Source organism: Pseudomonas sp. GX19020, assembly GCF_023371075.1.
Lineage (GTDB): Bacteria > Pseudomonadota > Alphaproteobacteria > Rhodobacterales > Rhodobacteraceae > Pseudogemmobacter.
Map to the genome: position 1 here is coordinate 60,694 of NZ_JAMCCR010000011.1, position 23,383 is coordinate 84,076.

The 23,383-nt window shown below is 62.3% G+C and carries 19 protein-coding genes and 1 pseudogene; 15 read left to right on the forward strand and 5 right to left on the reverse strand.

The annotated features are described in order from the left end of the window. Positions 1–3 precede the first annotated feature (3 nt). Positions 4–993, forward strand: a complete 990-nt coding sequence (locus M3484_RS16105) for an Ldh family oxidoreductase (protein ID WP_249497930.1) — start codon at positions 4–6, stop codon at positions 991–993. Positions 994–1,224: 231 nt separating this feature from the next. On the opposite strand, the gene M3484_RS16110 is transcribed toward M3484_RS16105, so the two are convergent. Then, complete coding sequence (locus M3484_RS16110; protein WP_249497938.1) at positions 1,225–2,739, reverse strand: aldehyde dehydrogenase (NADP(+)); 1,515 nt, start codon at positions 2,737–2,739, stop codon at positions 1,225–1,227. A 454-nt stretch (positions 2,740–3,193) separates the two neighbouring features. Between M3484_RS16110 and kdgD the strand changes: the two genes are divergently transcribed. The 4 genes from kdgD (at position 3,194) to M3484_RS16130 (ending at position 7,314) form a co-directional block, all read left to right on the forward strand. Then, entirely contained in the window at positions 3,194–4,099 is a 906-nt protein-coding gene (kdgD, locus tag M3484_RS16115; RefSeq protein WP_249497948.1) for a 5-dehydro-4-deoxyglucarate dehydratase, read from the forward strand. A 616-nt stretch (positions 4,100–4,715) separates the two neighbouring features. After that, the gene (locus M3484_RS16120; RefSeq protein ID WP_249497950.1) at positions 4,716–5,573 is read left to right on the forward strand and encodes a transporter substrate-binding domain-containing protein; all 858 of its coding nucleotides are present in this window, start codon (positions 4,716–4,718) and stop codon (positions 5,571–5,573) included. 143 nt (positions 5,574–5,716) lie between these two features. Further along, positions 5,717–6,520 carry a shikimate dehydrogenase family protein gene (locus M3484_RS16125; RefSeq protein ID WP_249497952.1) on the forward strand — a complete coding sequence of 268 codons (804 nt, stop codon included), beginning with the start codon at positions 5,717–5,719 and terminating at the stop codon, positions 6,518–6,520. After that, on the forward strand, positions 6,517–7,314 hold the full coding sequence (locus M3484_RS16130) for an SDR family NAD(P)-dependent oxidoreductase (RefSeq protein ID WP_249497954.1): 798 nt from the start codon (positions 6,517–6,519) through the stop codon (positions 7,312–7,314). Before M3484_RS16125 ends, M3484_RS16130 begins: the two co-directional genes overlap by 4 nt. A 21-nt stretch (positions 7,315–7,335) precedes the next feature. Here the strand turns inward: M3484_RS16130 and M3484_RS16135 are convergent, their stop codons facing one another. The 4 genes from M3484_RS16135 to M3484_RS16150 form a co-directional block, all read right to left on the reverse strand. After that, positions 7,336–7,566 (reverse strand): hypothetical protein, encoded by a 231-nt coding sequence (locus M3484_RS16135; RefSeq protein ID WP_502942472.1) that lies wholly within the window; start codon positions 7,564–7,566, stop codon positions 7,336–7,338. A 321-nt stretch (positions 7,567–7,887) separates the two neighbouring features. Next, positions 7,888–10,188 (reverse strand): molybdopterin guanine dinucleotide-containing S/N-oxide reductase, encoded by a 2,301-nt coding sequence (locus tag M3484_RS16140; protein ID WP_249497962.1) that lies wholly within the window; start codon positions 10,186–10,188, stop codon positions 7,888–7,890. A gap of 51 nt (positions 10,189–10,239) precedes the next feature. Further along, entirely contained in the window at positions 10,240–11,136 is an 897-nt protein-coding gene (locus M3484_RS16145; RefSeq protein ID WP_249497964.1) for a PCC domain-containing protein, read from the reverse strand. 54 nt (positions 11,137–11,190) lie between these two features. Next, positions 11,191–11,991 carry an IclR family transcriptional regulator gene (locus M3484_RS16150; protein ID WP_249497971.1) on the reverse strand — a complete coding sequence of 267 codons (801 nt, stop codon included), beginning with the start codon at positions 11,989–11,991 and terminating at the stop codon, positions 11,191–11,193. Between the two features lie 223 nt (positions 11,992–12,214). Here M3484_RS16150 and M3484_RS16155 point away from each other — a divergent pair, with 223 nt between their 5' ends. From M3484_RS16155 to M3484_RS16200, 10 genes and pseudogenes are all read left to right on the forward strand, one after another. Next, positions 12,215–13,231, forward strand: coding sequence for a TRAP transporter substrate-binding protein (locus M3484_RS16155; RefSeq protein ID WP_249497973.1), 1,017 nt, complete (start codon positions 12,215–12,217; stop codon positions 13,229–13,231). Positions 13,232–13,346: 115 nt separating this feature from the next. After that, positions 13,347–15,212 (forward strand): TRAP transporter large permease, encoded by a 1,866-nt coding sequence (locus tag M3484_RS16160; protein ID WP_249497975.1) that lies wholly within the window; start codon positions 13,347–13,349, stop codon positions 15,210–15,212. Next, on the forward strand, positions 15,212–16,036 hold the full coding sequence (locus tag M3484_RS16165) for an SDR family NAD(P)-dependent oxidoreductase (protein ID WP_249497983.1): 825 nt from the start codon (positions 15,212–15,214) through the stop codon (positions 16,034–16,036). The genes M3484_RS16160 and M3484_RS16165 overlap by 1 nt, the downstream gene beginning before the upstream one ends. Positions 16,037–16,101: 65 nt before the next feature. After that, positions 16,102–16,947 carry a transketolase gene (locus M3484_RS16170; RefSeq protein WP_249497985.1) on the forward strand — a complete coding sequence of 282 codons (846 nt, stop codon included), beginning with the start codon at positions 16,102–16,104 and terminating at the stop codon, positions 16,945–16,947. Then, positions 16,944–17,942: a transketolase family protein gene (locus tag M3484_RS16175; RefSeq protein WP_249497987.1), complete on the forward strand. Its 999-nt coding sequence runs from the start codon at positions 16,944–16,946 to the stop codon at positions 17,940–17,942. The genes M3484_RS16170 and M3484_RS16175 overlap by 4 nt, the downstream gene beginning before the upstream one ends. 74 nt (positions 17,943–18,016) lie before the next feature. Then, positions 18,017–19,183: an acetyl-CoA acetyltransferase gene (locus M3484_RS16180; RefSeq protein WP_249497989.1), complete on the forward strand. Its 1,167-nt coding sequence runs from the start codon at positions 18,017–18,019 to the stop codon at positions 19,181–19,183. Further along, positions 19,180–20,751 carry an acyl-CoA synthetase gene (locus M3484_RS16185; RefSeq protein WP_249497996.1) on the forward strand — a complete coding sequence of 524 codons (1,572 nt, stop codon included), beginning with the start codon at positions 19,180–19,182 and terminating at the stop codon, positions 20,749–20,751. Before M3484_RS16180 ends, M3484_RS16185 begins: the two co-directional genes overlap by 4 nt. 11 nt (positions 20,752–20,762) lie before the next feature. Beyond that, complete coding sequence (locus M3484_RS16190; protein WP_249497998.1) at positions 20,763–21,506, forward strand: SDR family NAD(P)-dependent oxidoreductase; 744 nt, start codon at positions 20,763–20,765, stop codon at positions 21,504–21,506. Between the two features lie 417 nt (positions 21,507–21,923). After that, positions 21,924–22,564 (forward strand): annotated as a pseudogene (locus M3484_RS16195) (IS66 family transposase). A gap of 25 nt (positions 22,565–22,589) precedes the next feature. Continuing rightward, positions 22,590–23,353 (forward strand): IS5 family transposase gene (locus M3484_RS16200; protein WP_249498008.1). Its coding sequence is split into 2 segments (ribosomal slippage): positions 22,590–22,917 and positions 22,917–23,353, totalling 765 coding nucleotides; the frame shifts between segments, so codons are not numbered across the junction. Positions 23,354–23,383: the final 30 nt, after the last annotated feature.

Here is a 23,383-nt window from a genome sequence, read left to right on the forward strand (position 1 = left end):
CAGATGAGCCGGAAACTTCCATTTCCCGAGGTCTTGGCGCTTGTCACGACCAGGCTGGAGGCCGCAGGCATTCGTCGTGACCATGCCGTTGCAATGAGTGAGGTCATAGTCGCGGCGGAGGGTGATGAATGCCAATCGCACGGGTTCTACCGCATCGAGGGCTGCGTTGCGGCAGTTCAAAGTGGCAAGGTCCGGCCCCATGCGAATCCGAAGATCACCGGCCAGGACAGCGCCGTGGTGCGGGTGGATGCGGATCTTGGCTTTGCGCCCCTCGCTTTGCAGCTGGGGCGAGAGGCTCTGATTGAAACCACCCGCAAACATGGCATCGGGCTTCTGGCCATCCGCAACTGCTATCATTTCTCGGCCCTTTGGGCCGATATTGAGCCGGTGGTGGATGCTGGGCTTGTCGCCCTGGCCTTCACGCTCGGCCATCACTGCGTGGCATTGAGTGACGGTTTGCGACCAGCAATCGGAACCAACCCGATGGCCTTTGGTACGCCACTCGGACCCGGCGGCGGAAGCTTCATCTTCGACCAGTCGGTTAGCAGGGTCGCGCGTGGGGAAGTCGAGCTGCATCGCCTTAGCGACCGCGCTCTGCCTGATGGCTGGGCGATCGACTCTCAAGGCCAACCGACAAATGATCCTCAGGCGGCGCTTTCGGGTTCGCTTCAGGCCTTTGGGGGCCATAAGGGGGTGACTCTGGGGCTGATGATTGAGCTCCTTGCAGGCCCTCTTCTGGGAGACATGTCCAGTGCAGAGGCACTTGAGATCGATACCAGAGACGGCGGACCTTTACGTGGCGGATATCTGATGATCGCAATTAACCCGGAGGGCATGGTGCCCGGTGGCGGAAATCTTTCCGCCGCGGGTCGCTTCATTGCCGGTCTGACACGCGACAATCCGCAAAGCAGACTGCCCTCCGCGCGACGCAGGCGGGCCCGCATGCGTTCCATGAAAGAGGGTATACCTGTGCCAGACTACCTTCTGGCCTAACTGGCCTGGCGGACCGCCGCCACTGACGTGACTGCGATTTTTGAAATGTGGGGCAACCGGGGAAGCACGGGTATTGTCCGGCTTGTGGCATAAGTCTTACTAGGCCGGCATTCAGCAGTTGCAGCAAAATACTGGTGCGGGACGCATTTGCAGGACTCCCCGAACGGACCCTTTCTGTCGCCAAAAGGTATTTGGCGCGCCCCGGAATGCGGGGGCGCGCCGCAGGCAGGATCAGGCTTCGCCTTCGGGCAGCAGATCCAGCGGCAGGTTCTGGAAGCTGACCGGGCGCAGGAAGCGGCGGATCGACATGGTGCCGACCGAGGTCGCCCCGAAATTGGTCGAGGCCGGATAGGGCCCGCCATGCACCATGCTGTCCACGACTTCGACGCCGGTCGGGAAGCCGTTGACCAGCACGCGGCCTGCCTTGCGTTCCAGGACCGGCACCAGCTTGCGCGCAGTGTCGGTATCGGCCTGATCCATGTGGAGCGTCGCGGTCAGCTGACCCTCGAACCCTTTGGCCAGCCGGACCATATCCTCGGCCGAGGAGACGCGGACCACCAGACCCAGCGGGCCGAACACCTCTTCGGACAGGGCATGGTCTTCCAGGAACTGGTCGCCCGTGGTTTCATAGAGGTTCGGGTTGGCGACCCGGCCTTCGGAAACCGTCTCATGCACCGGTTTGACGGTGTTGCGGGTCTGGAAGCGGTGCTGCCCGTCGCGATAGGCCTTTGCAATGCCCTCGGTCAGCATCGGCTGTGCGCCGACCTTGGCCAGGCCTTCCTTGGTCGCCGCGATGAAGCGGTCAGCATCCGGGCCATTCACCACCACGGCAATGCCGGGATTGGTGCAGAACTGGCCCGCGCCCATGGTCAGCGATCCGGCCCAGCCGGCGCCAAGCGCCTCGGCCCGCGCCTTGGCGGCTTCGGGCAGCACGAACATCGGGTTGACCGAGCCCAGCTCGCCGAAGAAGGGGATCGGCTCGGGGCGCGCGGCGCACAGGTCGAACAATGCGCGGCCCCCGGCCAGCGAGCCGGTGAAGCCGACCGCCTTGATCAGCGGATGGGTGACAAGGCCGGTGCCGACATCACGGCGCCCGCCCTGGATCAGGCTGAACACGCCCGGATGCACGCCGCATTTCTGGATGGCGGCATGCACCGCCTCGGCGATGATCTCACCGGTGCCGGGATGGGCGGAATGGCCCTTCACCACCACCGGGCAACCAGCGGCCAATGCGGCGGCGGTGTCGCCGCCCGCGGTCGAGAAGGCCAGCGGGAAGTTCGAGGCACCAAAGACCGCAACCGGGCCGATCGGGCGCTGCACCAGCCGGATTTCCGGGCGCGGTGCGGGCTGGCGGTCGGGCAGGGCGGCGTCAAAGCGGCGATCCAGATAATCGCCCTGACGGATATGGTTGGCAAAGAGGCGCAGCTGGCCGGTGGTGCGGCCACGCTCGCCCTGCAGGCGGGCGGTGGGCAGGCCGGTTTCCGAGGCGCCGATCTCGGTGATCGCCTCGGCGCGGGCCTCGATCTCATCGGCGATGGTGTCAAGGAAGGTGGCGCGCTCTTCGCGCGAGGAATAGCCATAGGACCAGAAGGCGTCTTCGGCGGCCTCGGCGGCCTTGTTCACCAGATCGACCGTGCCGACCGAGAAGGAATGCACCGGGCCATGGGCGGGTGCATTGTTGAACTGCGCCTCGGTGCGGATCCATTCACCGGCGATAAGGTTTCTTCCGTGAGGATTAAAGGTCATGCCATGTCTTTCAGATGATGTTGTTGCTGATCCTAAGCAGTTACAGCTACTGGAGGTCCTGGGCACTCTTGTGCAGCCCCCATGCCGCAGAGATTCCTCTGTAGTATGATATGTATCTATTTGTATTATTACATCAAGGTGAATCCTCTCCAGTCCGCGTTGGTCCCCGTGTTTCCGAAGCCCTATACTTGATCAAATACGAGCGCCAATGCGGATGGTCTCATGGCCAGACCAGCAGCAGCGTTATGACAGCTAGTCGATATATAACATAATGTTACATACTATATTTGACGCCTGTAGCGCTCCGAACCTCGTCGAGATTCAGGCGCGGGAACTTCTTGTGTTCTCGAGATGTGATATTATCTAATCTGCATATTGATCATACAACTGGTTGACCCATGCGAAGATTCATGATGTGAGTTCGTCACAGCCCATCATAAGGAGGAATGCTGCCATGACCCCAAACGAGCTCAAGGCCAAACTCGGCTCCGGCCTGTTATCCTTCCCGGTGACCGCCTTCGACGCCGAGGGCGCATTTGCCGAAGAGCCCTACCGCGCCCATGTCGAATGGCTGGCAGGCTTTAACGCGCCGGTGCTGTTCTCGGCGGGTGGCACTGGCGAATTCTTCTCGCTGTCGCCGCAGGAGATCCCGGGCATCGTCAAGGCGGCCAAGGATGTGTCGGGCGAGACCGCCATCGTTTCGGGCTGCGGCTATGGCACCGAAATGGCGATCGAGATCGCGCAATCGGTGGAAAAGATCGGCGCCGACGGCATCCTGCTCTTGCCGCATTACCTGATCGACGCGCCGCAGGAAGGCCTTTTCCAGCACGTCAAGAAGATCTGCCAATCGGTCGATTTCGGCGTCATGGTCTATAACCGCGACAATGCCGTGCTGCAGGCCGATACACTGGCCCGTCTGTGCGATGCCTGCCCCAACCTGATCGGCTTCAAGGATGGCACCGGCGATATCGGTTTGGTGCGCCAGATCACCGCCAAGATGGGCGACCGGCTGATGTATCTGGGCGGCATGCCCACCGCCGAACTGTTCGCCGAGGCCTATTTGGGTGCCGGCTTCACCACCTATTCCAGCGCGGTGTTCAACTTCGTGCCGGGTCTGGCGAATGAATTCTACGCATCCTTGCGCGGCGGTGACCGGGCCAATTGCGAAAAGATCCTGAACGACTTCTTCTATCCGTTCATGGAAATCCGCAGTCGCGCCAAGGGCTATGCCGTCTCGGCCGTCAAGGCCGGTGTGCGCCTGCAAGGGTTCGATGCCGGTCCGGTGCGCTCGCCGCTGACGGACTTGACGGCGAAGGACGAGGCGGATCTCGCGGCACTCATAGCCCTCTGGAAGCGCTGAGATAACTCGAGGGCCGGGAGGACGCCTCCCGGCCACTCTATGCTTGCTCGCGATCCAGCCCTTACATGGCGACATGGGCCTTTGGGCTCCGCCGCATGAGTTTATATTGCCCCTGACATCAAGAGTTAGGCCCAGCTGCAAGAGGCTGGTGTGGTTACGTCATGGTGGCTGCATACGGCCGGCTGGACCTCGTTCAACCCGGACGGAATTGATCTGGCACCTGCGAAGTGACGCGCCTGGTCGCTATCGGCTTTAACTGGATCGTGAGGTCGGACTGGTCCCCGCCTCAGGGCGAGGAGCGGCTGCTCGCTCACAATGATCATATCTTTTATATCTATTCTTTTAGTGTTGCCTTCAGCGCGCGGAATTTTTCCTTGACTCGCGCATGCAGGCTGCCAATCATAAGATATGATCTATACTCAGAATCCGAAACCATAGGTCATACTAACACTGATCATTGGCGACCCTTGAAAGGGCGCATACGATGACAGCTAATGTTTGGGTGTGGCCGCATCCCAGACGAGTTCAACTGCTCGCTTCGCAAGAGTGGACACGGCAAAACGCAGCGTCTGACAGCTGCGAACAGAACGAAAATCAACATCAACAGGGAACCATGATGCTCAACATCATCAGAAAAATTTCTGCCAGTGTCCGCTCTGTCGGTTTGGCGACCAGCACGATCTCGGTGTTCGCAGCAATGATCGCCGGTTCGGCATCAGCAGTGACGCTGGAGGAAATTCAGGCGCGGGGCGTCATGAATATCGGAATCTACACCGATCAGCCGCCGTTCAGCTTCATTGACAGTGCCGGTGCCAATCAAGGTTACGACATTGACCTCACAGCGGCCCTGGCAGAGAGATTCGGTGTCCGGATTAATTATGTTTCCGTAACCAGCGCAAACCGGATCTCACAGTTGCAGACGGGGAAAGTGGACCTCCTGGCTATGCCCTTCGGCGTATTCCCGGATCGGGCCACCGCGGTCAAGTATATCGCGCCCTATGCATCCATCCTGGCGAACGTCTATGGCCCGGTCGATGATCCGCTGACCGAAATGAGTCAGTTGTCTGGCCGCTCGATTGCGCTGGAGCGCGGCAGTTCGATGGACACGGATGTTACGGAACTGGCCCCGCCTGACACGGTCCTCCTCCGTTTCGACGACGCCTCCGCCGCAGTGCAGGCCCTTCTTTCTGGCCAGGCCGAATTCTTCGGCTCGTTCAATCCGCAGTTTATGGGCGTCGAGGCCGCTGCCCCCGGCATATACGAGGCGAAGATTCAGGTGGATGTGTCCTACCTGAGCTACGTTGTGGCGCCGGACTCTGAGGAACTTGCCGTGACGATCGGTGAGAACATCAAGGGGCTGGTCGAAGATGGCACGATGGAAACGCTCTATCAGAAGTATTTCAAGACGGCCTTCCCGTTCCCGGTTCTTCCAAAGGAATTGAAGGGCGTGGCCTTCGCCGTGTCATCGGAATGATCTGAACAGTACTTCGATTCATCGACCTGCGTGGCGGCAAATCAACGCCGCCACGCCTTCCTGGCAACAACCCAGAATTCATGCCGGCACGAACATCTCCGCCCGGGCGGGATGCCCCCTTGCCAGAACAATGGAGTAGACCTTTGCTCGTCACCGGAAAAAGTGCCGTCTATCTGATGATTGCGGATCCTGTCCATCACACGAAGTCACCCGGGCTTTTCAATAGCCTGTTTGAGATGGAAGCGCTGGACGCCATTATGGTTCCTGTGAGCTTCCCGGTCGGGCAGTTTGATCGGGTTTGGGCCGGCTTCGAGGCGATGAGCAATTTGAAGGGGATGATCGTCAGCGTTCCGTTCAAGAAGCTCGTCTTCGACGCCTGCCAACATTCCAACGTGCGCGCAGCCAGGGTGAAGTCCGCAAATGCGGTCCTTCGCCAGCCGGATGGCTCCTTCCTGTGCGACAACTTTGACGGCGCGGGCTTTGTCCTGGGGATGCAGAGAACCGGGCATGAAATTCGTGGCAGAAAAGCCCTGCTGATTGGGGCCGGCGGCGCCGGATCGTCACTGGCCTACTGTCTCGCCGAAGAGGGCGCCAGTGAGCTGACGATCACTGATGTGGATACAGCCAAGGTGGAAGAGCTTGCAGCACTTGTTGAGGCCGCCTTCCCGGCCTGCAAGGTGCGTGCAGGACTGGCTGACCCAAGAGGTCACGAGCTCATCGTCAATGCAACGCCGATGGGCCTGCGGACTGACGATCCTACACCTCTCGACCTGGATCACCTCGACGCGTCGATGACGGTTGTCGATATCATTATGGAGCCACGGGAGACGCCGCTTCTCGAGCGGGCAATCGCTCTGGGCTGCAAGGTTCAATACGGCAAACACATGATGGAGTGTCAGATGGATCTGCTGGCCGAATTCCTTAATGTCCGGGAGGCCGGAGTATGACCGTGGCACAGGGGCGGCGCGTCGGCGTCGTGACGGGCGGCACAAGCGGTATCGGCTGGTCGGTTGCCGAACGACTGGCTCGCGAGGGCGTTTCGGTTGTAGTAACCGGCCGAGATGTCGCACGCGGGGAGGAGGTTGTAGACCTGATCCGGAGCCAGGGCGGCACTGCGGAGTTCGTCGCTTCTGAGGTGAGCGATATCTCATCGATGGATAACCTGGCCGCTGAAACTGTGACCCGGCTCGGGGTTCCAAGCATTCTGGTGAATGCGGCCGGCATTCTCCAGAGCGGCAAAAAAGTTCTGGACCAGGATGCCGGTGAGAATGCGCGCCTCTGGGATGTGAACTACAACGGCACTCTCTATGCCTGCCAGATATTCGGGCGCCTGATGCGCGACCAAGGTCGGGGCAGCATTGTCAACATCGGCTCGCTCGCCAGCCTCGCACCGCTTTCACTTCCGGCCTACACTCCAGGAAAGGCTGCAGTCTGGTCGCTGACGCAGATACTCGCAGCCGAGCTAGGACCTTACGGTGTCAGAGTGAATGCGGTGGCGCCGGGCTACACACTTTCAGATGGGCTGAAAGCCAAGATCGAGCAGGGTCTGCGGAACCCGGAAGAAATCAAGAAGACGACTGCCCTGGGCAAGTTCGTTCTGCCGGAAGATATTGCGGCTGCGATCTGGTTCCTGTCTTCAGATCAGTCCGCCTCAATCACGGGGACCATACTGCCTGTGGATGCAGGGTGGTTGGTGCATGCACCCTATGCCTCCTACCTGCGTGGGAATCCAGTCAAATAGCTCTGAGGCAAAAGGTACTGCTCATTGGAATTTGCGGTCAGAGTTCACTAGTGGCAGCAGAGGTTGAGGGCGGGTGAGCATTTCGGGGCGCAACACGGCATCAAGCTGCTCTTTCGGCATTAGCCCACGCTCAAGCACCAGTTCGTAGACGCCACGCCCGCTGTGATGCGCTTCAAGCGCAATCTCGGTGGCGTTTTGGTAGCCGATGTAGGGGTTGAGTGCGGTGACGATGCCGATCGATTGCTCCACCATCCCGCGCAACCTATCCCGGTTTGCCGTGATGCCTTTGACACAATGAACCTCAAGCGTTCGGCACGCCGCCGTTAAATGTGCAATGGAACCTGGGTCGTAGAGCAGAGGGACCGCTGCGTTGCGCTTGAATGACCGCTTTCCCGTGTTCGCTGCAGATGCCACGCTGCACTGCCGTCAGGCGGCTCTCCGCCCCTATGGGCGGTTTGATGCGCAGTTGGGTATGTTGTGCTGTCGGCAGTGCGTCAGCCTATGGAAATTCTTCACCAAGCAAGTTGCTTCGGGGGCATGGCATCCTGAACACTCGGCCGACGTATTCTGGTATCATGCTTTCTCAGCTAAGATGTCCGGAGGAATAAACGCTGTGACGGGCGGATAGTTAAAGACTGGCCCTGAAATCTCGACCAGACAGGTCTGCGCCGCGCAGCCCTGTGACAGCGGCGAGGCGGCGATATCGAGCGTCAGGACATTCGGATTGCCGTGCTTTTCAAGCCCGTCCTCTGCCCGCCCGTCATACCAGGCGCCGGTAGAAATCCGCGCCACGCCGGGCAGCAGGTCGTCCGTCGGAACGGCGGCGGCAAGGCAACGGCCACGCGCATTGAAGACCTCGACAATATCGCCCGCCGAGATCCCCCGCACCGCCGCATCGGCCGGGTTCAGATAGACCGGCTCGCGGCCGCTGATCTTGCCGCGCGCGGAATGCACGCTCGGGTCCAGCTGGCTGTGCAGCTTGCGCGCGGGCTGATCAGACAGCAGATGCAGCGGATAGCGCTGCGCCTTAGGCGCGCCCAGCCACTCCACCGGTTCGCGCCAGACCGGGTGCGGCGTGAAACCGGGCAGCGCGTAACCCTCGATCCGGTCGCTGCTGATCTCGAACCTGCCAGTCGGTGTGGTGAGGGGATGCGCCCCGGGATCCTCGCGGAACCGCGAGAACATGGTCTGGCTTTTGGCGGCAAATTCCAGATCAACGAGGCCCTCTTCCCAGAAGCTGTCGAAATCGGGCAAAGGCACCTCACGGGCAGCCCATTTCTCGCGGCAATCTTCCCACATATGGCGCAGCCATTGCATCTCGTCGCGCCCTTCGGTGAAGCGCTCGCCGATCGAGAGCCGCTCGGCCAGACCCGAGAAGATGTCATAATCGTCGCGCGCGCCCTCGAACCGATCCGTCACCTTGCGCATGGCGACGAAATAGCCCTCCTGCGTGGCATAGCCGATATCGTTGCGCTCCAGCGCGGTGGTCACGGGCAAGACCACATCGGCGAAGCGGGCAGTCGCCGTCCAGTAGGGTTCATGCACGACGATGCTGGCCGGTTTCTGCCAGGCGCGGATCAGGCGGTTCAGATCCTGATGATGGTGGAAGGGATTGCCGCCTGCCCAATAGATCATGTGGATATCGGGATAGGTCAGGTGCCGCCCGGAATGGGTAAACGGCGCTCCGGGGTTCAGCAGCATATCCGCGATGCGGGCGCAGGGGATATAGGCCTCGACCGGATTGCGGAACTGATCGAGCGAGGGACCGGACAGCCTGCGGTGACGCGACCCCATCGTGTTTGCAGGCCCATAGCCCACACCAAAGCCGCCGCCTGGCAAGCCGATCTGGCCCAGCATCGCCGCCAGCGTCACCAGCATCCAGAATGGCTGCTCGCCGTGATGCGCGCGTTGCAGCGACCATTGGATATTGAGCATGGTGCGGGTGCCAGCCATCTCACGCGCCAAAGCCGTGATGCGCTCCGCCGGAACACCGCAGATTGCGGCGGCCCAGTCCGGGCTTTTCGGCACCCCGTCGCTTTCGCCGATCAGATAGGAGGCGAAACGATCATATCCCACGGTGTAGCGATCAAGGAAGGCGCGGTCATGCAGCCCGTCGGCCTGAAGCTGCCAGGCCAGCCCCAGCATTAGCGCGGTGTCGGTATGGGGCGGGATCGCCAGCCATTCGACCTCGGTCCCGGTGTCGAGATTGTCGCGGCACGGGCCCACATTGACAAAGCGCGTGCCAGCGCGGCCCATTTCCTGCAATCCGACATGCACACGGTGCTTGCCGGCAAGGCCTGGTGAGGATTGCGAATTCTTGCGCGGCACACCGCCGAAGGTCACGAAAAGGCGGGTTTCTTCGGCCATCACATCCCAGGAGGTGTGATCCGCCATCAGATCCGCCATCGTGCCTGCGATCAGCGGCATGATCACATGCGCCGCGCCCAGCGAATAGCTCTCGGTATGGCGTACATACCCACCCGCCGCGTTCAGAAAACGGTGGATCTGACTTTGTGCATGGTTGAACCGCCCCGCCGAGGCCCAGCCGTAAGAGCCACCGAAAATCGCCTCATTGCCATGGGTCTTGCGCACCCGGTCCACCTCGGCGGCGACCAGATCCAGTGCCTTGTCCCAGCTGACCTCGACAAAGGGCTCGCGCCCGCGCAGATGCGGCGCGGCGCCCGGCCCGTGCTCCAGCCAGCTTTTGCGCACTGAAGGCTGGCGCACCCTGCATTTCAGCAGGCCTGGGTCTAGCTGATGCAGCCCGATTTCCGACGGGTCGGGGTCGCCCTTCAGCGGCTGGATCGCCGGATTTCCGGCGCTGTCCGGGCTGATCTCATAGATGCCCCAATGCGATGCGGTGTAGCGTGCCATGCGTTCCTCGGTGCCGGTCAGGCGATGTTGGTGTGACGATGGGCTTGGAGTTCAGTGATCCGTCAGGTCTTCGATGAAAAGCTCCGCGCAGATCAGCACGGGATTAAGGTTGCGCGCCGGGCGACCGCTCAGCAAACGCCCCTGTGCGTCAATCAGGATCATGGTCACATCGGCGCGCGGGGTGCCATTGGTGTTCGTGATCTGACCTTCCGTGATCAGAAGCTCGGTGGGGATTTCCTCTACCGCCGTGCCATCCTCGAAGACGACGCCCACCGTGCTGCCGATGCCACTGAGGATGCGGCCTTGTCGGATGCCATGGTGCAGGGCGATCCGCTCAATCGCGGTGAGAAAATCTTCATTCGGGCGGATATGCGCGGTGATGAAGCGACCCTGCTCTGCGGTGGAGCCGGTGGCGAAGGGTCTGAACAGGGTGAACCGGGTTTCCGGGTCAAATTCAGCCCGCATCACAGCCGCGCCGGTTCCGGTCAGTTCGGCCTCGAGCGGTTCGGCCAGGGTCGTGTCGAGCGGCAGGATATGGCCGCCGCACAACGCCCCCGCCGCATCCCGCCACAGGGCGTGGCAATGCAGAAACGGTCCACCATCGCGGAAACCAAAGGTTGCAGTGGCGAATTCCAGCGTGAAGCCTTCGGCGGGCGCATAGGTGTCGCTGTAATAGGCGACATGCTCGGGCGTGCGGGCATAAGTCGGCATCACATAGCGCACCGGATCCAGCCGTGCGCCGCTCAGGGTGATTGCACCCGCCTTGATGCCGAGTTCTGCCGCTGCCGCGCCGACTGCGGCCGCCAAGCTCTGGCCCGGGACCAGCAGGACTTTGGCCCGGATCAGCGACCCGGCATAGCTCTCGATCCGCGCGCCTCCAGACGGCCCTGCATGGGTCAGCCGCCGCGCCAGCGCCTCGGGCAACAGTCCCTCATCGCTCAGTTGCATTCTCATCTCCTCCCTGGTCAGTCCCCCCTCCTCCGGGCGACTGGCCGTTCCCGCTCAGCCTCGCATCGCAGAGGCCCCCATCGTGGCAAAGGCGGCTTCGAGCTTCCTCGCCTCGGCCTGCAAAAGTTTGACAATCTGCGGCTGGCGCGCCTCGCCCAGCCGGTTTTCCATCGCCCCGATCGACAAGGCGCCCAGCACCTCGCCCTGCATCCCGCGCACCGCCACGCTGATCGCCCATGCGGCGGAATGGAAAATCCCGCGATTGATCGCCCAGCCCCGTCGGCGCGTCTCGGCAATCAGATCCCGCAGGAGGGGTTCGGTCAGCATTGGATAATGGTCGCGGTAAATCTCAAGATTGCCGGCGATGATCGCATCGGTCTCGGCCGGGGGCAGAGCGGCCAGAATAGCGATGCCATGCGCCGCCACGCCCAGAGGATGCTGCTGACCCACGTTCAGCACATGCGAGCGGAAGGGATGCACCCCCTCGACCCGACGCAGGCAGATCGAATTCATCCCCTGGCGCAGCGAGAAGAAGGCGGTATCCTCGCTGCCTTCAGCCAGACGGCGCACCGCCGCATCGGCCATGGGATAGCGCCCGAACCGCTCTGCCGCGATCACCCCGAAGACATAGGCCGAGACCCCCAGGAAGTAGCGCCGCGAGCTTTCCTCCTGCTCGACCAGCCCCGCACGGATCAGCGCGACCAGCAGCCTGCGGGTCGTCGCCTGGTTGAGGCCGCTTTGCGTGACGATCTGCGCCAGACTGGCGCCCGCCCCCTGCGCTTCGGCCACAAGGCCCAGCACTTTCGTGGCGCGGTCAATCGCCTGACTTCCGGTGGATTCGGCAGGATTTTTCATGTCTTCCCCGAGGGATACGAACTATATACTCCACATTATGAAGTATAATAAAATATAACACCATGTTTTTCAATATTTATTTTTATAACTGGGTCATTGATGGAATATATTACTCCATGTTATGAATTTACACCGTCTATCGCCAGCAGATGCGGAGGGGCACCTGGCACGCAGCAAAAATGGACGGATCGCGACATCTCGCATTTTCCGCTGGGAGGAAATCATGCCTAAATCTAGCCGTCGCCAGTTTCTGGCGACCACCGGCGGCGTTATGCTTGCCGCTCCCTTCATCATGTCGGGCCGCGCCAATGCGGCGGAGTTCAACTACAAGTTCGCCCATAACTTCCCGCTGGGCCACCCGCTTGCCAATCGCGTTCAGGAAGGCTGCGACCGCATTGCCGAACAATCCGATGGCCGCGTCCAGATCGCCGTTTTCCCCAGCAACCAGCTTGGTTCGGACACCGATACGCTGAACCAGCTGCGCTCGGGCGCGGTGGAGTTCTTTACCCTGTCGGGCATCATCCTGTCGGCCCTTGTGCCGGTCGCGGCGATCAACGGGGTCGGCTTTGCCTTTGCCGATCACGACAAGGTCTGGGAGGCGATGGACGGCGAGGTTGGCGCCGCGGTCCGCAAGGCGATTGCCGATGCCCGCCTCTATGCGCTGCCGCGCATGTTCGACAATGGCTTCCGTCAGATCACCACCTCGACCAAAGCGATCGAGACGCCGGATGATCTGAAGGGCCTGAAAATCCGCGTGCCGGTCAGCCCGCTCTGGACCTCGATGTTCCAGGCCCTTGGCACCGCGCCCGCGAGCATCAACTGGAACGAGACCTATACCGCACTGCAGACCGGCGTCGTCGATGCACAGGAAAACCCGCTTTCGACCATCGATGTCGGCAAACTTTATGAAGTGCAAAGCCATTGCTCACTGACCAACCATATGTGGGACGGCTTCTGGCTCCTGTCGAATGCGCGGTCCTGGGGGGCGCTGCCCGAAGATCTGCAACAGATCGTCGAGACCAATTTCAGCCAGTCCGCCATGGATGAGCGCGCCGACCTTTCCGTGCTGAACGCCAATCTGCGCACCAGTCTTGAGGAACATGGCCTCGCCTTCAACCAGCCCGACCCGGCGCCCATCCGCGAGGTTCTGCGCAGTGCCGGATTCTACAACGAATGGCATGGCAAATTCGGCGATGAAGCCTGGGGTGCGCTGGAAAATGTCGTCGGCCAGCTGACCTGATCAGCAGCCGGCTATCACAGGCCTGATACCGGCTCAAAGGCCGGATGAGACCGGGCCGGGGCATGGCGCCCCGGGCCCACCTGTCCCTTTTTGACCGGGATACGGGGAGGAAAGAATGACTGCAACAGATCAGAATACCGCCGAAGTAATCGCCAGCATGAGCGAGGACATCCGGGCCGGATCACCCCTGATGCGACCCATCGAGATCGTCGCATCGCTGCTGCTTGTTACCGTTGTCGGGCTTTTGTTCGGCGGTGTGGTCTCGCGCTATGTCTTTGCCTATCCGGTGATCTGGATCGAAGAAGCGGCCTCGATCAGTTTTCTGTGGCTCGCGATGCTGGGATCAGCCATTGCGCTGGATCGCAATGAACATCTGCGCCTGACCATCATGCTGAAAAAGCTGACGCCCGTCTGGCGCGACCGGCTTGAGGCGACCTCGCTGGTCGCCGTTGCGGCCTTCCTGATCGCCCTGCTGCCCTCGGCCATCGAATACGCGATGGAGGAGTGGTATATCACCTCGGCTGCGCTGCATATTCCGAACACCTGGCGCGTTTCGGCGATTCCCTTCGGCTTCCTGCTGATGACGCTGCTGGTGCTGCAATATCTGCTGCGCAATCATCGGCTGGCCGATATCGGCTTTGGCATCGCCATTGTGGTTGGCATCGGGGCCGCGATGTGGCTGGCCAGCCCGGTCCTGATCTCGATGGGCGCGGGATCCTTGCTGATCTTCCTCTTGCTGCTGGTGCCGGCCTGCCTGCTCGGCGGGGTTCCGATTGCCTTTTGCTTCGGCCTTGGCACGCTGACCTATCTGCTCTTTGGCAGCCATGTGCCGGTCTATGTGATGATGGGCCGTATGGATGAGGGCATGTCCTCGATCATCCTTCTGTCGGTGCCGATCTTCGTGCTCTTGGGCTGCGTGCTGGATGCGACCGGGATGGGCAAGGCCATCGTCGACTTCCTCGGCTCGCTGATCGGCCATGTGAAAGCTGGCATGTCTTATGTGCTGCTGGGATCCTTGTTCATCGTCTCCGGCATTTCCGGCTCGAAGGTCTCGGATATGGCGACCGTCGCCCCGGCGCTGTTCCCGGAAATGAAGCGGCGCGGCAACAAACCGCCCGAGATGATCGCTCTGCTGGCCACCGGAGCCGCGATGGCCGATACCGTGCCGCCCTCAATCGTGCTGATCGTGCTGGGCTCGGTCGCCGGTGTCTCTATCGCGGGGCTGTTCACCAGCGGTATTGTGGTCGCCGCCGTGCTGCTGGCCGTGCTGATCGGTCTGGCCCGCTGGAAGGCCCGCCATGAGATCACCGGCAGCTTCCGCCGCGCGCCTTTTGCGATGATGATGAAGCTTCTGGTGATCGCCGCCCCGGCGCTGGTGCTGCCGTTCCTGATCCGCTCCTCCGTGGCCAGCGGCATCGCCACCGCGACCGAGGTTTCGACCATCGCCGTCCTCTATGCCATGGCCATCGGCATGGTGCTTTATGGTGGCATCAGCTGGAAGAAGTTCTGCGATATGCTGCTGGAAACGGCGGCACTGACCGGGGCGATCCTGATGATCCTTGGCACCGCGCTGGCGATGGCCTGGGTGATCACGCAGGCCGGTGTGGCGCAGTCGCTGGCACAGATGATGCAGTCGCTGCCCGGTGGCTGGATCGGGTTCATGCTGGTCACTATCGTGATCTTCCTGATCCTCGGCTGTGTGCTGGAAGGTCTGCCCGCCATCGTGCTCATGGCGCCGCTGATGTTCCCCATCGCCCGCAGCCTTGGTATCCATGACATCCATTATGCGATGGTGGTCGTGGTCGCGATGAATATCGGCCTGATGGCGCCGCCCATCGGGGTCGGCTTCTACCTCGCCTGCAAGATCGGTGACGTGCCGCCGGATGAGGCCTTCCGCGCAATCTGGCCCTATATTTTCGCGCTGATCGGCGGGCTTCTGGTGATCGCGGCGGTTCCGGCCATTTCCATCGGGTTCCTGTGATGAGCGCAGATTTCCCCCAGGCAGGTACGCGCTTCACCGGCAAACATGTCCTCGTCTTCGGGGCCGGTGCCTCGGGTGAGGGCTGGAGCAACGGCAAGGCCGCCGCCTTCGCCTATGGCCGCGAAGGCGCGCAGGTGGTCTGCATCGACCTGTCATCTGAGGCCGCCGAAGCCACCGCCACTGCCATCCGCGAGGCCGGCGGCGAGGCGTTGGCCCTGACAGCCGATGTGACCGACAGCGCTTCGGTCAAAGCGGCGGTTGACCAGGCGGTCGCGGCTTACGGCCCGCCCGCAGTCCTGCATAATAATGTCGGCGTCACCCATATGGGTGGCCCGGTCGAGCTGAGCGAAAATGACTTCGAGGCCTCGGTCGCGCTGAATCTTGGCTCGGTCTATCGCACCAGCAAAGCGGTGATCCCGCATTTCGTGACCGCAGGGCGCGGGGTGATCATCAACATCTCGTCGCTGGCGGCGATCCGGTGGTCGGGTTACCCCTATTTTGCCTATTACGCCACCAAAGCGGCGGTCAATCAGGCCACCGTGGCGCTGGCGATGCAATATGCCCGCCAGGGCATCCGCGCCAATTGCGTGCTGCCCGGTGCCATCGACACGCCGCTGATCTACCGCCAGATCGCCGGGCAATATGCCTCGGTCGAAGAGATGCAGGCCGCCCGCGCCCGCATGGTGCCGCTTGGCCGCATGGGCACCGCCTGGGACATTGCCGAGGCCGCGCTCTTTCTGGCCTCGGATCAGGCGCAATTCATCACCGGGGTCTGCCTGCCCGTCGATGGCGGACAGAGCTGCGCCATGCAGCCCCTGCGCTGACGGCAGCCCCCCTTTCCATTCCGCCCCTCACCTTAGGCGGGCACAGACGATCTGAAGAGGAACCGATGTCACAAAGCAAAAGACTGCACAATTCCGATCTGGCCGAGCGCGCCTACCGCGTGCGCCGCAACGCGCTGATCATGGCCGAGGTGCAGGGCCAGGGCTATATCGCACAGGCTCTTGGCGTCTCGGATGTGCTCGCCGTCACCTATCTGCACGCCATGACCCACCGCCCCGAACAGCCCGAATGGGAAGATCGCGACCGCTTTCTCCTCTCGGTCGGCCATTACGGCATCGCACATTACGCCATTCTGACCGAAGCCGGCTACCTGCCAGAAGAAGAACTGGTGACTTACGGCATGGATGACAGCCGCCTGCCGATGTCGGGCATGTATCATTACACCCCCGGCGCCGAGATGTCGGGCGGATCGATCGGCCTTGGTCTGCCGATGGCGGTGGGCATGGGGCTTGGCCTCAAGCGCAAGGAAAACCCGGCTTTCGTCTATGCCTTCATGGGCGATGGCGAGCTGGCCGAGGGCCCGACCTGGGAAGCGGCGATTTCCGCCGCGCATTACAAGCTCGACAACATCATCGCGATTGTCGATTTCAACCGCATCCAGGCCGATGGCCCCTCGATGTCGGTCATGTCGACCGAGCCGCTGATCGAGAAATTCCAGGCCTTCGGCTTCCATGTCCAGCGGGTGAACGGCAATGACCTGACGGCGCTGGTCGAGGCCTTCGATACCGCGCGCAACCATACCGGCGCGCAGCCGCGCATCATCATCTGCGACACCAAACTGGGCAGCGGGGTCGATTTCCTCGAAAACCGCGAGAAAAGCCACTTCGTCCGGATGGATGGCGATGAATGGAAACGTGCCCATGCGGCGCTGGATGCCTGGAGGGCAGCATGAACGTCCCGACCAACAAAGCCCCGGTTGCCGCCGCAACCATCATGTCCTCTTCGGTGGATGAGGGCTATCCGACCCGCATGGCCCCCTTCGGTCACAAGCTGGTGGAACTGGCCCGCCATCGCCCCGAGATTCTGGGCATGAGCGCGGATCTGGCGAAATATACCGATATCCATATCTTCGCCCAGGCCTATCCCGACCGCTTTTACCAGATGGGCATGTCGGAGCAGCTGATGGCGACCGCAGCGGGCGGGCTGGCGAAAGAGGGCTTCATCCCCTTCGCCACCACCTATGCGACCTTCGCCGCCCGTCGTTGCTATGACTTCATCAGCCAGGGCGTGGCCGAACAGGATGCCAACGTCAAATTCATCGGCGGCCTGCCGGGTCTGACCACGGGCTATGGCCCCAGCCACCAGGCGACCGATGACCTCGCGATCTTCCGCGCCATGCCGAACCTGACGGTGATCGACCCCTGCGACGCGGTGGATGTCGAACAGATGACCGAGGCCGTTGCCGATCACAAAGGCCCGGTCTATATGCGCATCCTGCGCGGCGCGGTGCCGGTGGTGCTGGACGAATACAATTACCGCTTCCAGATCGGCAAAGCGGCGCTGTTGCGCGGCGGGCGCGATGTGCTGGTGATCTCGACCGGGTTCATGACGATGCGGGCGCTGGACGCGGCCAAGGATCTGCAAAAGGACAGCGTCGATGTGGCGGTGCTGCATGTGCCGACGCTGAAACCGCTGGACGAGGTCGCGATCATCCGCGAGGCGCAGCGCCCGGGCCGTCTGGTCGTGGTGGCCGAAAACCATTCCGAGATCGGTGGTCTGGGTGAGGCGGTTGCGGGCTGCCTGATGCGCGCGGGTGTGCATCCCGCAGGTTTCCGCCAGATCGCGCTGCCCGATGCCTTCCTTGACGCGGGCAGCCTGCCGGTCCTGCAGGATCGCTACGGCATCTCGCGCCGCGTGATGGGTGACAGCATCCGGCGCTGGCTCTGATGCGGATCCGCTTTCCCGCTTGCCTTGCGAAGCCCCCGGCTGCGAAGGCTTGTCGGGGAAGAGGAGGCTGAACCATGTCCGCACAGATCATCGGCTGGGCGCATACGCGCTTTGGCAAAAGCGAGGCCCCCGACACCACCGCCCTGATGGCGGAGGTGATCGGACCGGCTTTGCACCATGCCGGGATCGGCGCAGAGGATGTCGACGGCATCTTCTGCGGTGTGTGGAACAACGGCTTCCAGGCGCAGGATTTTCAGGCGGCGCTGGTCGGCATGGCTTACCCTGCGCTGGCGCAGGTGCCTGCGGTGCGGCTGGAAAACGCCTGCGCTACGGGATCGGCGGCGCTGTTCGCCGCGCTCGACTTCATCGCGGCCGGGCGCGGGCGTATTGCGCTTGTTCTGGGTGCCGAAAAGATGACAGCCATCTCCGGCACCCGCGCCGGGGATATCCTGCTCGCTGCGTCCTGGATGCGGGAAGAGGCTGGCCCTGCCGGGTTTGCGGGCGTGTTTTCCCGGATCACACAAGAGTATTTCCACCGCAACGGCGATCACAGCAGCGAGATGGCAATGATCGCCGCCAAGAACCACCACAACGCGATGGCCAACCCCCTGGCGCATCTGCACAAAGATCCCGGCATCGCGTTCTGCGACACGGTGTCGGACCTGAACCCGCTGGTCGCCGCGCCCCTGCGCCGCAGCGACTGCGCGCCGCTCTCGGACGGGGCGGCGGCGCTGGTGATCGCAGACGCCAGGACCGCCGCCACCATGCAGCGCGCCATCGGTTTTCGCGCCCGTGTCCAGGCCAATGACGTTCTGGCTTTGTCGCAGCGTGATCCCATTGCCTTTGACGGCCCGCGCTGCGCCTGGGCTGAGGCGCTGAAAACCTCCGGGCTGACGGCAGTCACTGACCTCGATCTGGTCGAGACCCATGACTGTTTCACCATCGCCGAGATGATCCAATACGAGGCGATGGGCCTGACCCCGCCCGGCCAGGGCTGGACCGCGATCCGCGAAGGCCGGGTGCTGATGGGGGCCGAACTGCCGATCAATCCCTCGGGCGGGCTGAAGGCGCGCGGCCATCCGATCGGGGCCACCGGGATTTCGATGCAGGTGATGGCGGCGCAGCAACTCATGGGCGAGGCGGGCGGCATGCAGGTGCCAGGCGCCGCCCTGGCCGGGGTGATGAACATGGGGGGCGCCGCCGTCGCCAGCTATGTCTCGGTGCTGGAGCGCGTGAAATGAGCGTGACCCTCGCCAGCGAAAGGGTGATGAACCTTGCCGAATTCCTCAGCCAGACAAGCCGCCGTGACCCGGGCGGCCTGGCGCTGGCCTGGGGCGATCTTCGCCTGACATGGGCCGCCCTCGACGCGCGTGTCTCGGCGCTGGCGCTGCATCTGGCGCGCGATCACGGGGTGCAGCCCGGCGACCGCCTGCTGGTGCAATCCCCGAACTGCAACCAGCTTTTCGAGCTGATGTTCGCCTGTTTTCGCCTCGGCGCGGTCTATGTTCCGGTGAACTTCCGCCTGATGCCGCAGGATGTGGCAAAGCTTGCGCAAAGCTCGGGCGCGGTGGGCTTTGTCCATCACAGCGATTTCGCAGACCATGCCGCCGCCTGCCGCGAGGCTTCTGCGGCCCTGCGGTTCTGCTCTGACATCAGGAACCTCGAAGCCGGGATCGCGCAGCACCAGCATCAGCCCTGCCGCAATGCGCCGGTGCTGCGCGACACGCCATGCTGGCTCTTTTATACCTCGGGCACCACCGGACTGCCCAAAGGGGCGATCCTGACCCATGGCCAGATGGCCTTTGTGATCAACAACCATCTTTGCGATCTGATGCCGGGCCTTCGGCATGGAGAGACCGCGCTGGTGGTCGCCCCCCTCAGCCACGGGGCGGGGGTACATCATCTGGCGATGGTGGCGCGGGGCGTGACCTCGGTACTGTCTGACAGCCCGCGCTTTGATGCGGCAGAGATCTGGCGGCTGATCGAAGACTGGCGTGTCGTCACCATGTTCACCGTGCCGACCATCCTGAAGATGATTGTCGAGGCCGACCCCGACCGCGCCTTTGACAGCAGCACGCTGCGTTTCGTGATCTATGCCGGCGCGCCCATGTACCGCGCCGACCAGATCCGCGCGCTCAACCGCCTGGGGCCGGTGCTGGTGCAGTATTACGGCCTCGGCGAAGTCACCGGCGCGATCACCGTGCTGCCGCCGCATCTCCATTCCACCGGCCCCGATTTCCGCATCGGCACCTGCGGCCTGCCCCGCACCGGCATGCTGATCGAGGTGCAGGATGCCTCGGGCCAGGCGCTGCCACCGGGTGAGACCGGCGAGATCTGCGTGATCGGCCCGGCGGTGGTCGCGGGCTATCACGACAACCCCGCCGCCACCGACGCAGCCTTCCGGGACGGATGGTTCCGCACCGGCGACCTGGGTCATATGGATGCCGAGGGCTATCTTTACCTGACAGACCGCGCCTCAGATATGTTCATTTCGGGCGGCTCCAACATCTATCCGCGCGAGATCGAGGAAAAGATCCTCGCCCTGGATCATGTCGCGGAATGCGCGGTTCTGGGCGTCCCGGATGCGCGATGGGGCGAGGCGGGCTTTGCCATCGTGGTACTGCGCCCCGGCGTGGCACCGGATGAGGCGGGCTTACGCTCCGCCCTCGCCGCCAGCCTCGCCAGTTACAAACTCCCCCGCCATATCCGGTTCTTCGAGGCTTTGCCCAAGACCGGCTATGGCAAGATTTCCAAAAAAGACCTGCGGCAGGAGCTGCGGCGACGCGGGTTCCTGCCCGAAGATCAGTGAAAGGAATGCCCATGCAGGGAAAAGTTGTCATCGTGACCGGGGGCGCATCCGGCATTGGGCGCGCCGTGGTGGACCGCCTTTGCGCCGAGGGCGCGGTGGCTGCCGTCTTTGACCTGCCCGGCGCAGCGATGGACGCATTGGCCGCCGAAGGCCTGAGTGGGGTCGAGATCTTCCCCCTCGACATCACGGATGAGGTCGCGGTCACAGCGGCAGCGGCTGATCTGCGGCAGCGTCACGGCGCCGTCGATGGCGTCGTGAATTCTGCCGGGATCGCGACCGTCTGCCCCGCGATGGAAGTCGACACTCAGACCTTCCGCCGTATCCTCGATGTCAATGTGATCGGCTGTTTCATCGTCACCCGCGCGGCTGTGGCGCAGATGGAGGGCGAGGGGGCAGTGGTCAATATCGCCTCGGTTTCTGGTATTCGCGGCAATCAAGGGCGGATGGCCTATGGTGCCTCGAAAGGCGCGGTGATCATGATGGGCAATTCTCTCTCGGTCGAACTGGCCCCACTGGGGGTTCGTGTCAACACGGTTGCACCGGGGCCGGTCGATACGCCGATGGTCGTCGCACATCACTCGCAGGAGATGCGGGAAGGCTGGCTCAATGCGCTGTCGATAAAGCGCTACGCTTTGCCCGAAGAGATCGCCGAGGCGACGCTCTTCCTGCTTGATGGCCGCAAGTCCGGCTTCGTCACCGGACATACGCTTGCTGTCGACGGGGGGTTCTTGTCGCGTGGAACAGTTAATCCATAAGGGTTCCCTACGGACTGTCTGAAACAAATCGGATATTCACTGATTGGCACCACTGCGGCGGCGCCGCCTCAAGAAGGCGTATGGAGGTATGCCAGGTTACGCGCTGCAGATCGTACTTAAGCGAACTTTTAAGGCGGTGATCTCGCCGCAGTCCCTCAGAACTGTTTGATCCCACGGTTTGATGGTGCGATCCTTTCTTTGGAAGGGAAGGAGCTCTATGGGACAAGTTCGTCACGGCAGCGCCACGACCATGCACGCTGTCAGAGCAGCAATACAGCGATCGCAGGCTTCGCTCTCGGAACTGAGCCGGTCGCTGGGGGGTCAGTCCCAAGGCCGTTGCGAACTGGCGCAAGCGCGCGAGGGTCGAGGATATGAAGACTCTTCGACCGTGAGGGGCTCGACCTCGACAGATCGACCCTGGCCGACTGTGTCGGCAAGTCCACTGCTTTTCTTGAACCCCTCGCTGACGCCATCGGCCGCCATGGCCTGTCGGCCGAGGCGATCTTCGCCGACGACACGCCCGTGAGCATGCTTGCCCCCAGCACCGGCAAGACCCAGACGGCACGGCTCTGGACCTACGCCCGCGACGAACGACCGTGGGGCGGGCAGGCTCCACCGACCGCAAGGGACAGCACCGCAAGGATCATTTCGCCCGATACCGTGGCTGGATGCACCTCGACTGTTATGCCGGGTTCGAGGATCTCTATCGGAGCGGAGCGATCCGCGAGGTCGCCTGCATGGCCCACGTCAGGCGCAAGTTCGTCGACATCCGCCGATTCCAAGGCTCCGCCATCGCGGAAGAGGCTATCGGTCGGATCGTCCAACTCTATGCCGTCGAGAAGGATGCCAGAGGGTCACCACCGGATGTTATCGCCGCACTTCCCAAGTCCCATGCAGCGCCCGTCTTCGAAGATCTCGAGCGATGGCTGGCGATGCAACTCACCATGATCTCGGGCAAATCCCCTCTCGCGGCTGCCATCCGTTTCGGACCAGCATCTAGATCAGGCCGGCCGTTTCATGCTGGTCGTGAACTAGGGCGTGTTAACACTACCTTGTGACTGGCATTTGTGTTATCTATTTGAAATGAATGATATAAGCGAAGCGCAATACGATTTGATCCGGCCTTATCTGCCTGTGCAGCGCGGGAATGTGCGGATCAGCAACCTGACGATGATCTATGCAGTGCTCTATATCGCCGAGAACGGCTGCAAGTGGCGGGCTTTGCCTCCCCGGTTCGGAAACTGGCACACGATCTACACCCGCCTGCGCCGTTGGGCGGAGGCGGGCGTGCTTGACCGGCTGTTCGCGGCTTTGCAGGAACATCGGCTGATCCGGATCCGGGTCGAATGCCTCGGCCTTGACAGCACCTCCGTCAAAGTTCACCCGGACGGGACCGGGGCGCCCAAAAAAAGGGGCCGCAAGCCATCGGAAAATCTCGCGGAGGATGGAATACCAAGGTTCATCTGGTTGCCGCGGATGCTCGAACAGCCCTGACATTCAGCCTTTCCGGCGGTCAGGCGCATGATGCACCGGAGGGGCGGGCCTTGCTTCAGCGCTGGAAAAGACCATTCTCCGGCGTGCCTATGCTTATGGATCGCGCCTATGAGGGCGAAGAGACCCGCCAGCTTGTTCTTGACCTGGGCTTCGAGCCTGTCGTGCCGCCAAAAACGAACCGCAAGGCGCCGTGGGACTATGACCGCGACCTCTACAAGCGCCGCAACGAGGTGGAGCGGCTGTTTCGAAGGCTCAAGGGGTTTCGCCGCATTTTCTCACGCTTCGAGAAGCTCGACATCATGTTCAGGGCCTTCCTGAACTTCGTCCTCATCGTCGATATGCTCAAGTGTTAACACGCCCTAGCGGAAAAATGGAGCGATGCC

Excerpts from the sequence above, each read along its gene's own strand:
- M3484_RS16105 (WP_249497930.1), top strand. The coding sequence starts at position 4 with ATGAGCCGGAAACTTCCATTTCCCGAGGTCTTGGCGCTTGTCACGACC.
- M3484_RS16110 (WP_249497938.1), bottom strand. The coding sequence starts at position 2,739 with ATGACCTTTAATCCTCACGGAAGAAACCTTATCGCCGGTGAATGGATC.
- kdgD (WP_249497948.1), top strand. The coding sequence starts at position 3,194 with ATGACCCCAAACGAGCTCAAGGCCAAACTCGGCTCCGGCCTGTTATCC.
- M3484_RS16120 (WP_249497950.1), top strand. The coding sequence starts at position 4,716 with ATGCTCAACATCATCAGAAAAATTTCTGCCAGTGTCCGCTCTGTCGGT.
- M3484_RS16130 (WP_249497954.1), top strand. The coding sequence starts at position 6,517 with ATGACCGTGGCACAGGGGCGGCGCGTCGGCGTCGTGACGGGCGGCACA.
- M3484_RS16135 (WP_502942472.1), bottom strand. The coding sequence starts at position 7,566 with ATGGTGGAGCAATCGATCGGCATCGTCACCGCACTCAACCCCTACATC.
- M3484_RS16140 (WP_249497962.1), bottom strand. The coding sequence starts at position 10,188 with ATGGCACGCTACACCGCATCGCATTGGGGCATCTATGAGATCAGCCCG.
- M3484_RS16145 (WP_249497964.1), bottom strand. The coding sequence starts at position 11,136 with ATGCAACTGAGCGATGAGGGACTGTTGCCCGAGGCGCTGGCGCGGCGG.
- M3484_RS16150 (WP_249497971.1), bottom strand. The coding sequence starts at position 11,991 with ATGAAAAATCCTGCCGAATCCACCGGAAGTCAGGCGATTGACCGCGCC.
- M3484_RS16155 (WP_249497973.1), top strand. The coding sequence starts at position 12,215 with ATGCCTAAATCTAGCCGTCGCCAGTTTCTGGCGACCACCGGCGGCGTT.
- M3484_RS16160 (WP_249497975.1), top strand. The coding sequence starts at position 13,347 with ATGACTGCAACAGATCAGAATACCGCCGAAGTAATCGCCAGCATGAGC.
- M3484_RS16165 (WP_249497983.1), top strand. The coding sequence starts at position 15,212 with ATGAGCGCAGATTTCCCCCAGGCAGGTACGCGCTTCACCGGCAAACAT.
- M3484_RS16170 (WP_249497985.1), top strand. The coding sequence starts at position 16,102 with ATGTCACAAAGCAAAAGACTGCACAATTCCGATCTGGCCGAGCGCGCC.
- M3484_RS16175 (WP_249497987.1), top strand. The coding sequence starts at position 16,944 with ATGAACGTCCCGACCAACAAAGCCCCGGTTGCCGCCGCAACCATCATG.
- M3484_RS16180 (WP_249497989.1), top strand. The coding sequence starts at position 18,017 with ATGTCCGCACAGATCATCGGCTGGGCGCATACGCGCTTTGGCAAAAGC.
- M3484_RS16185 (WP_249497996.1), top strand. The coding sequence starts at position 19,180 with ATGAGCGTGACCCTCGCCAGCGAAAGGGTGATGAACCTTGCCGAATTC.
- M3484_RS16190 (WP_249497998.1), top strand. The coding sequence starts at position 20,763 with ATGCAGGGAAAAGTTGTCATCGTGACCGGGGGCGCATCCGGCATTGGG.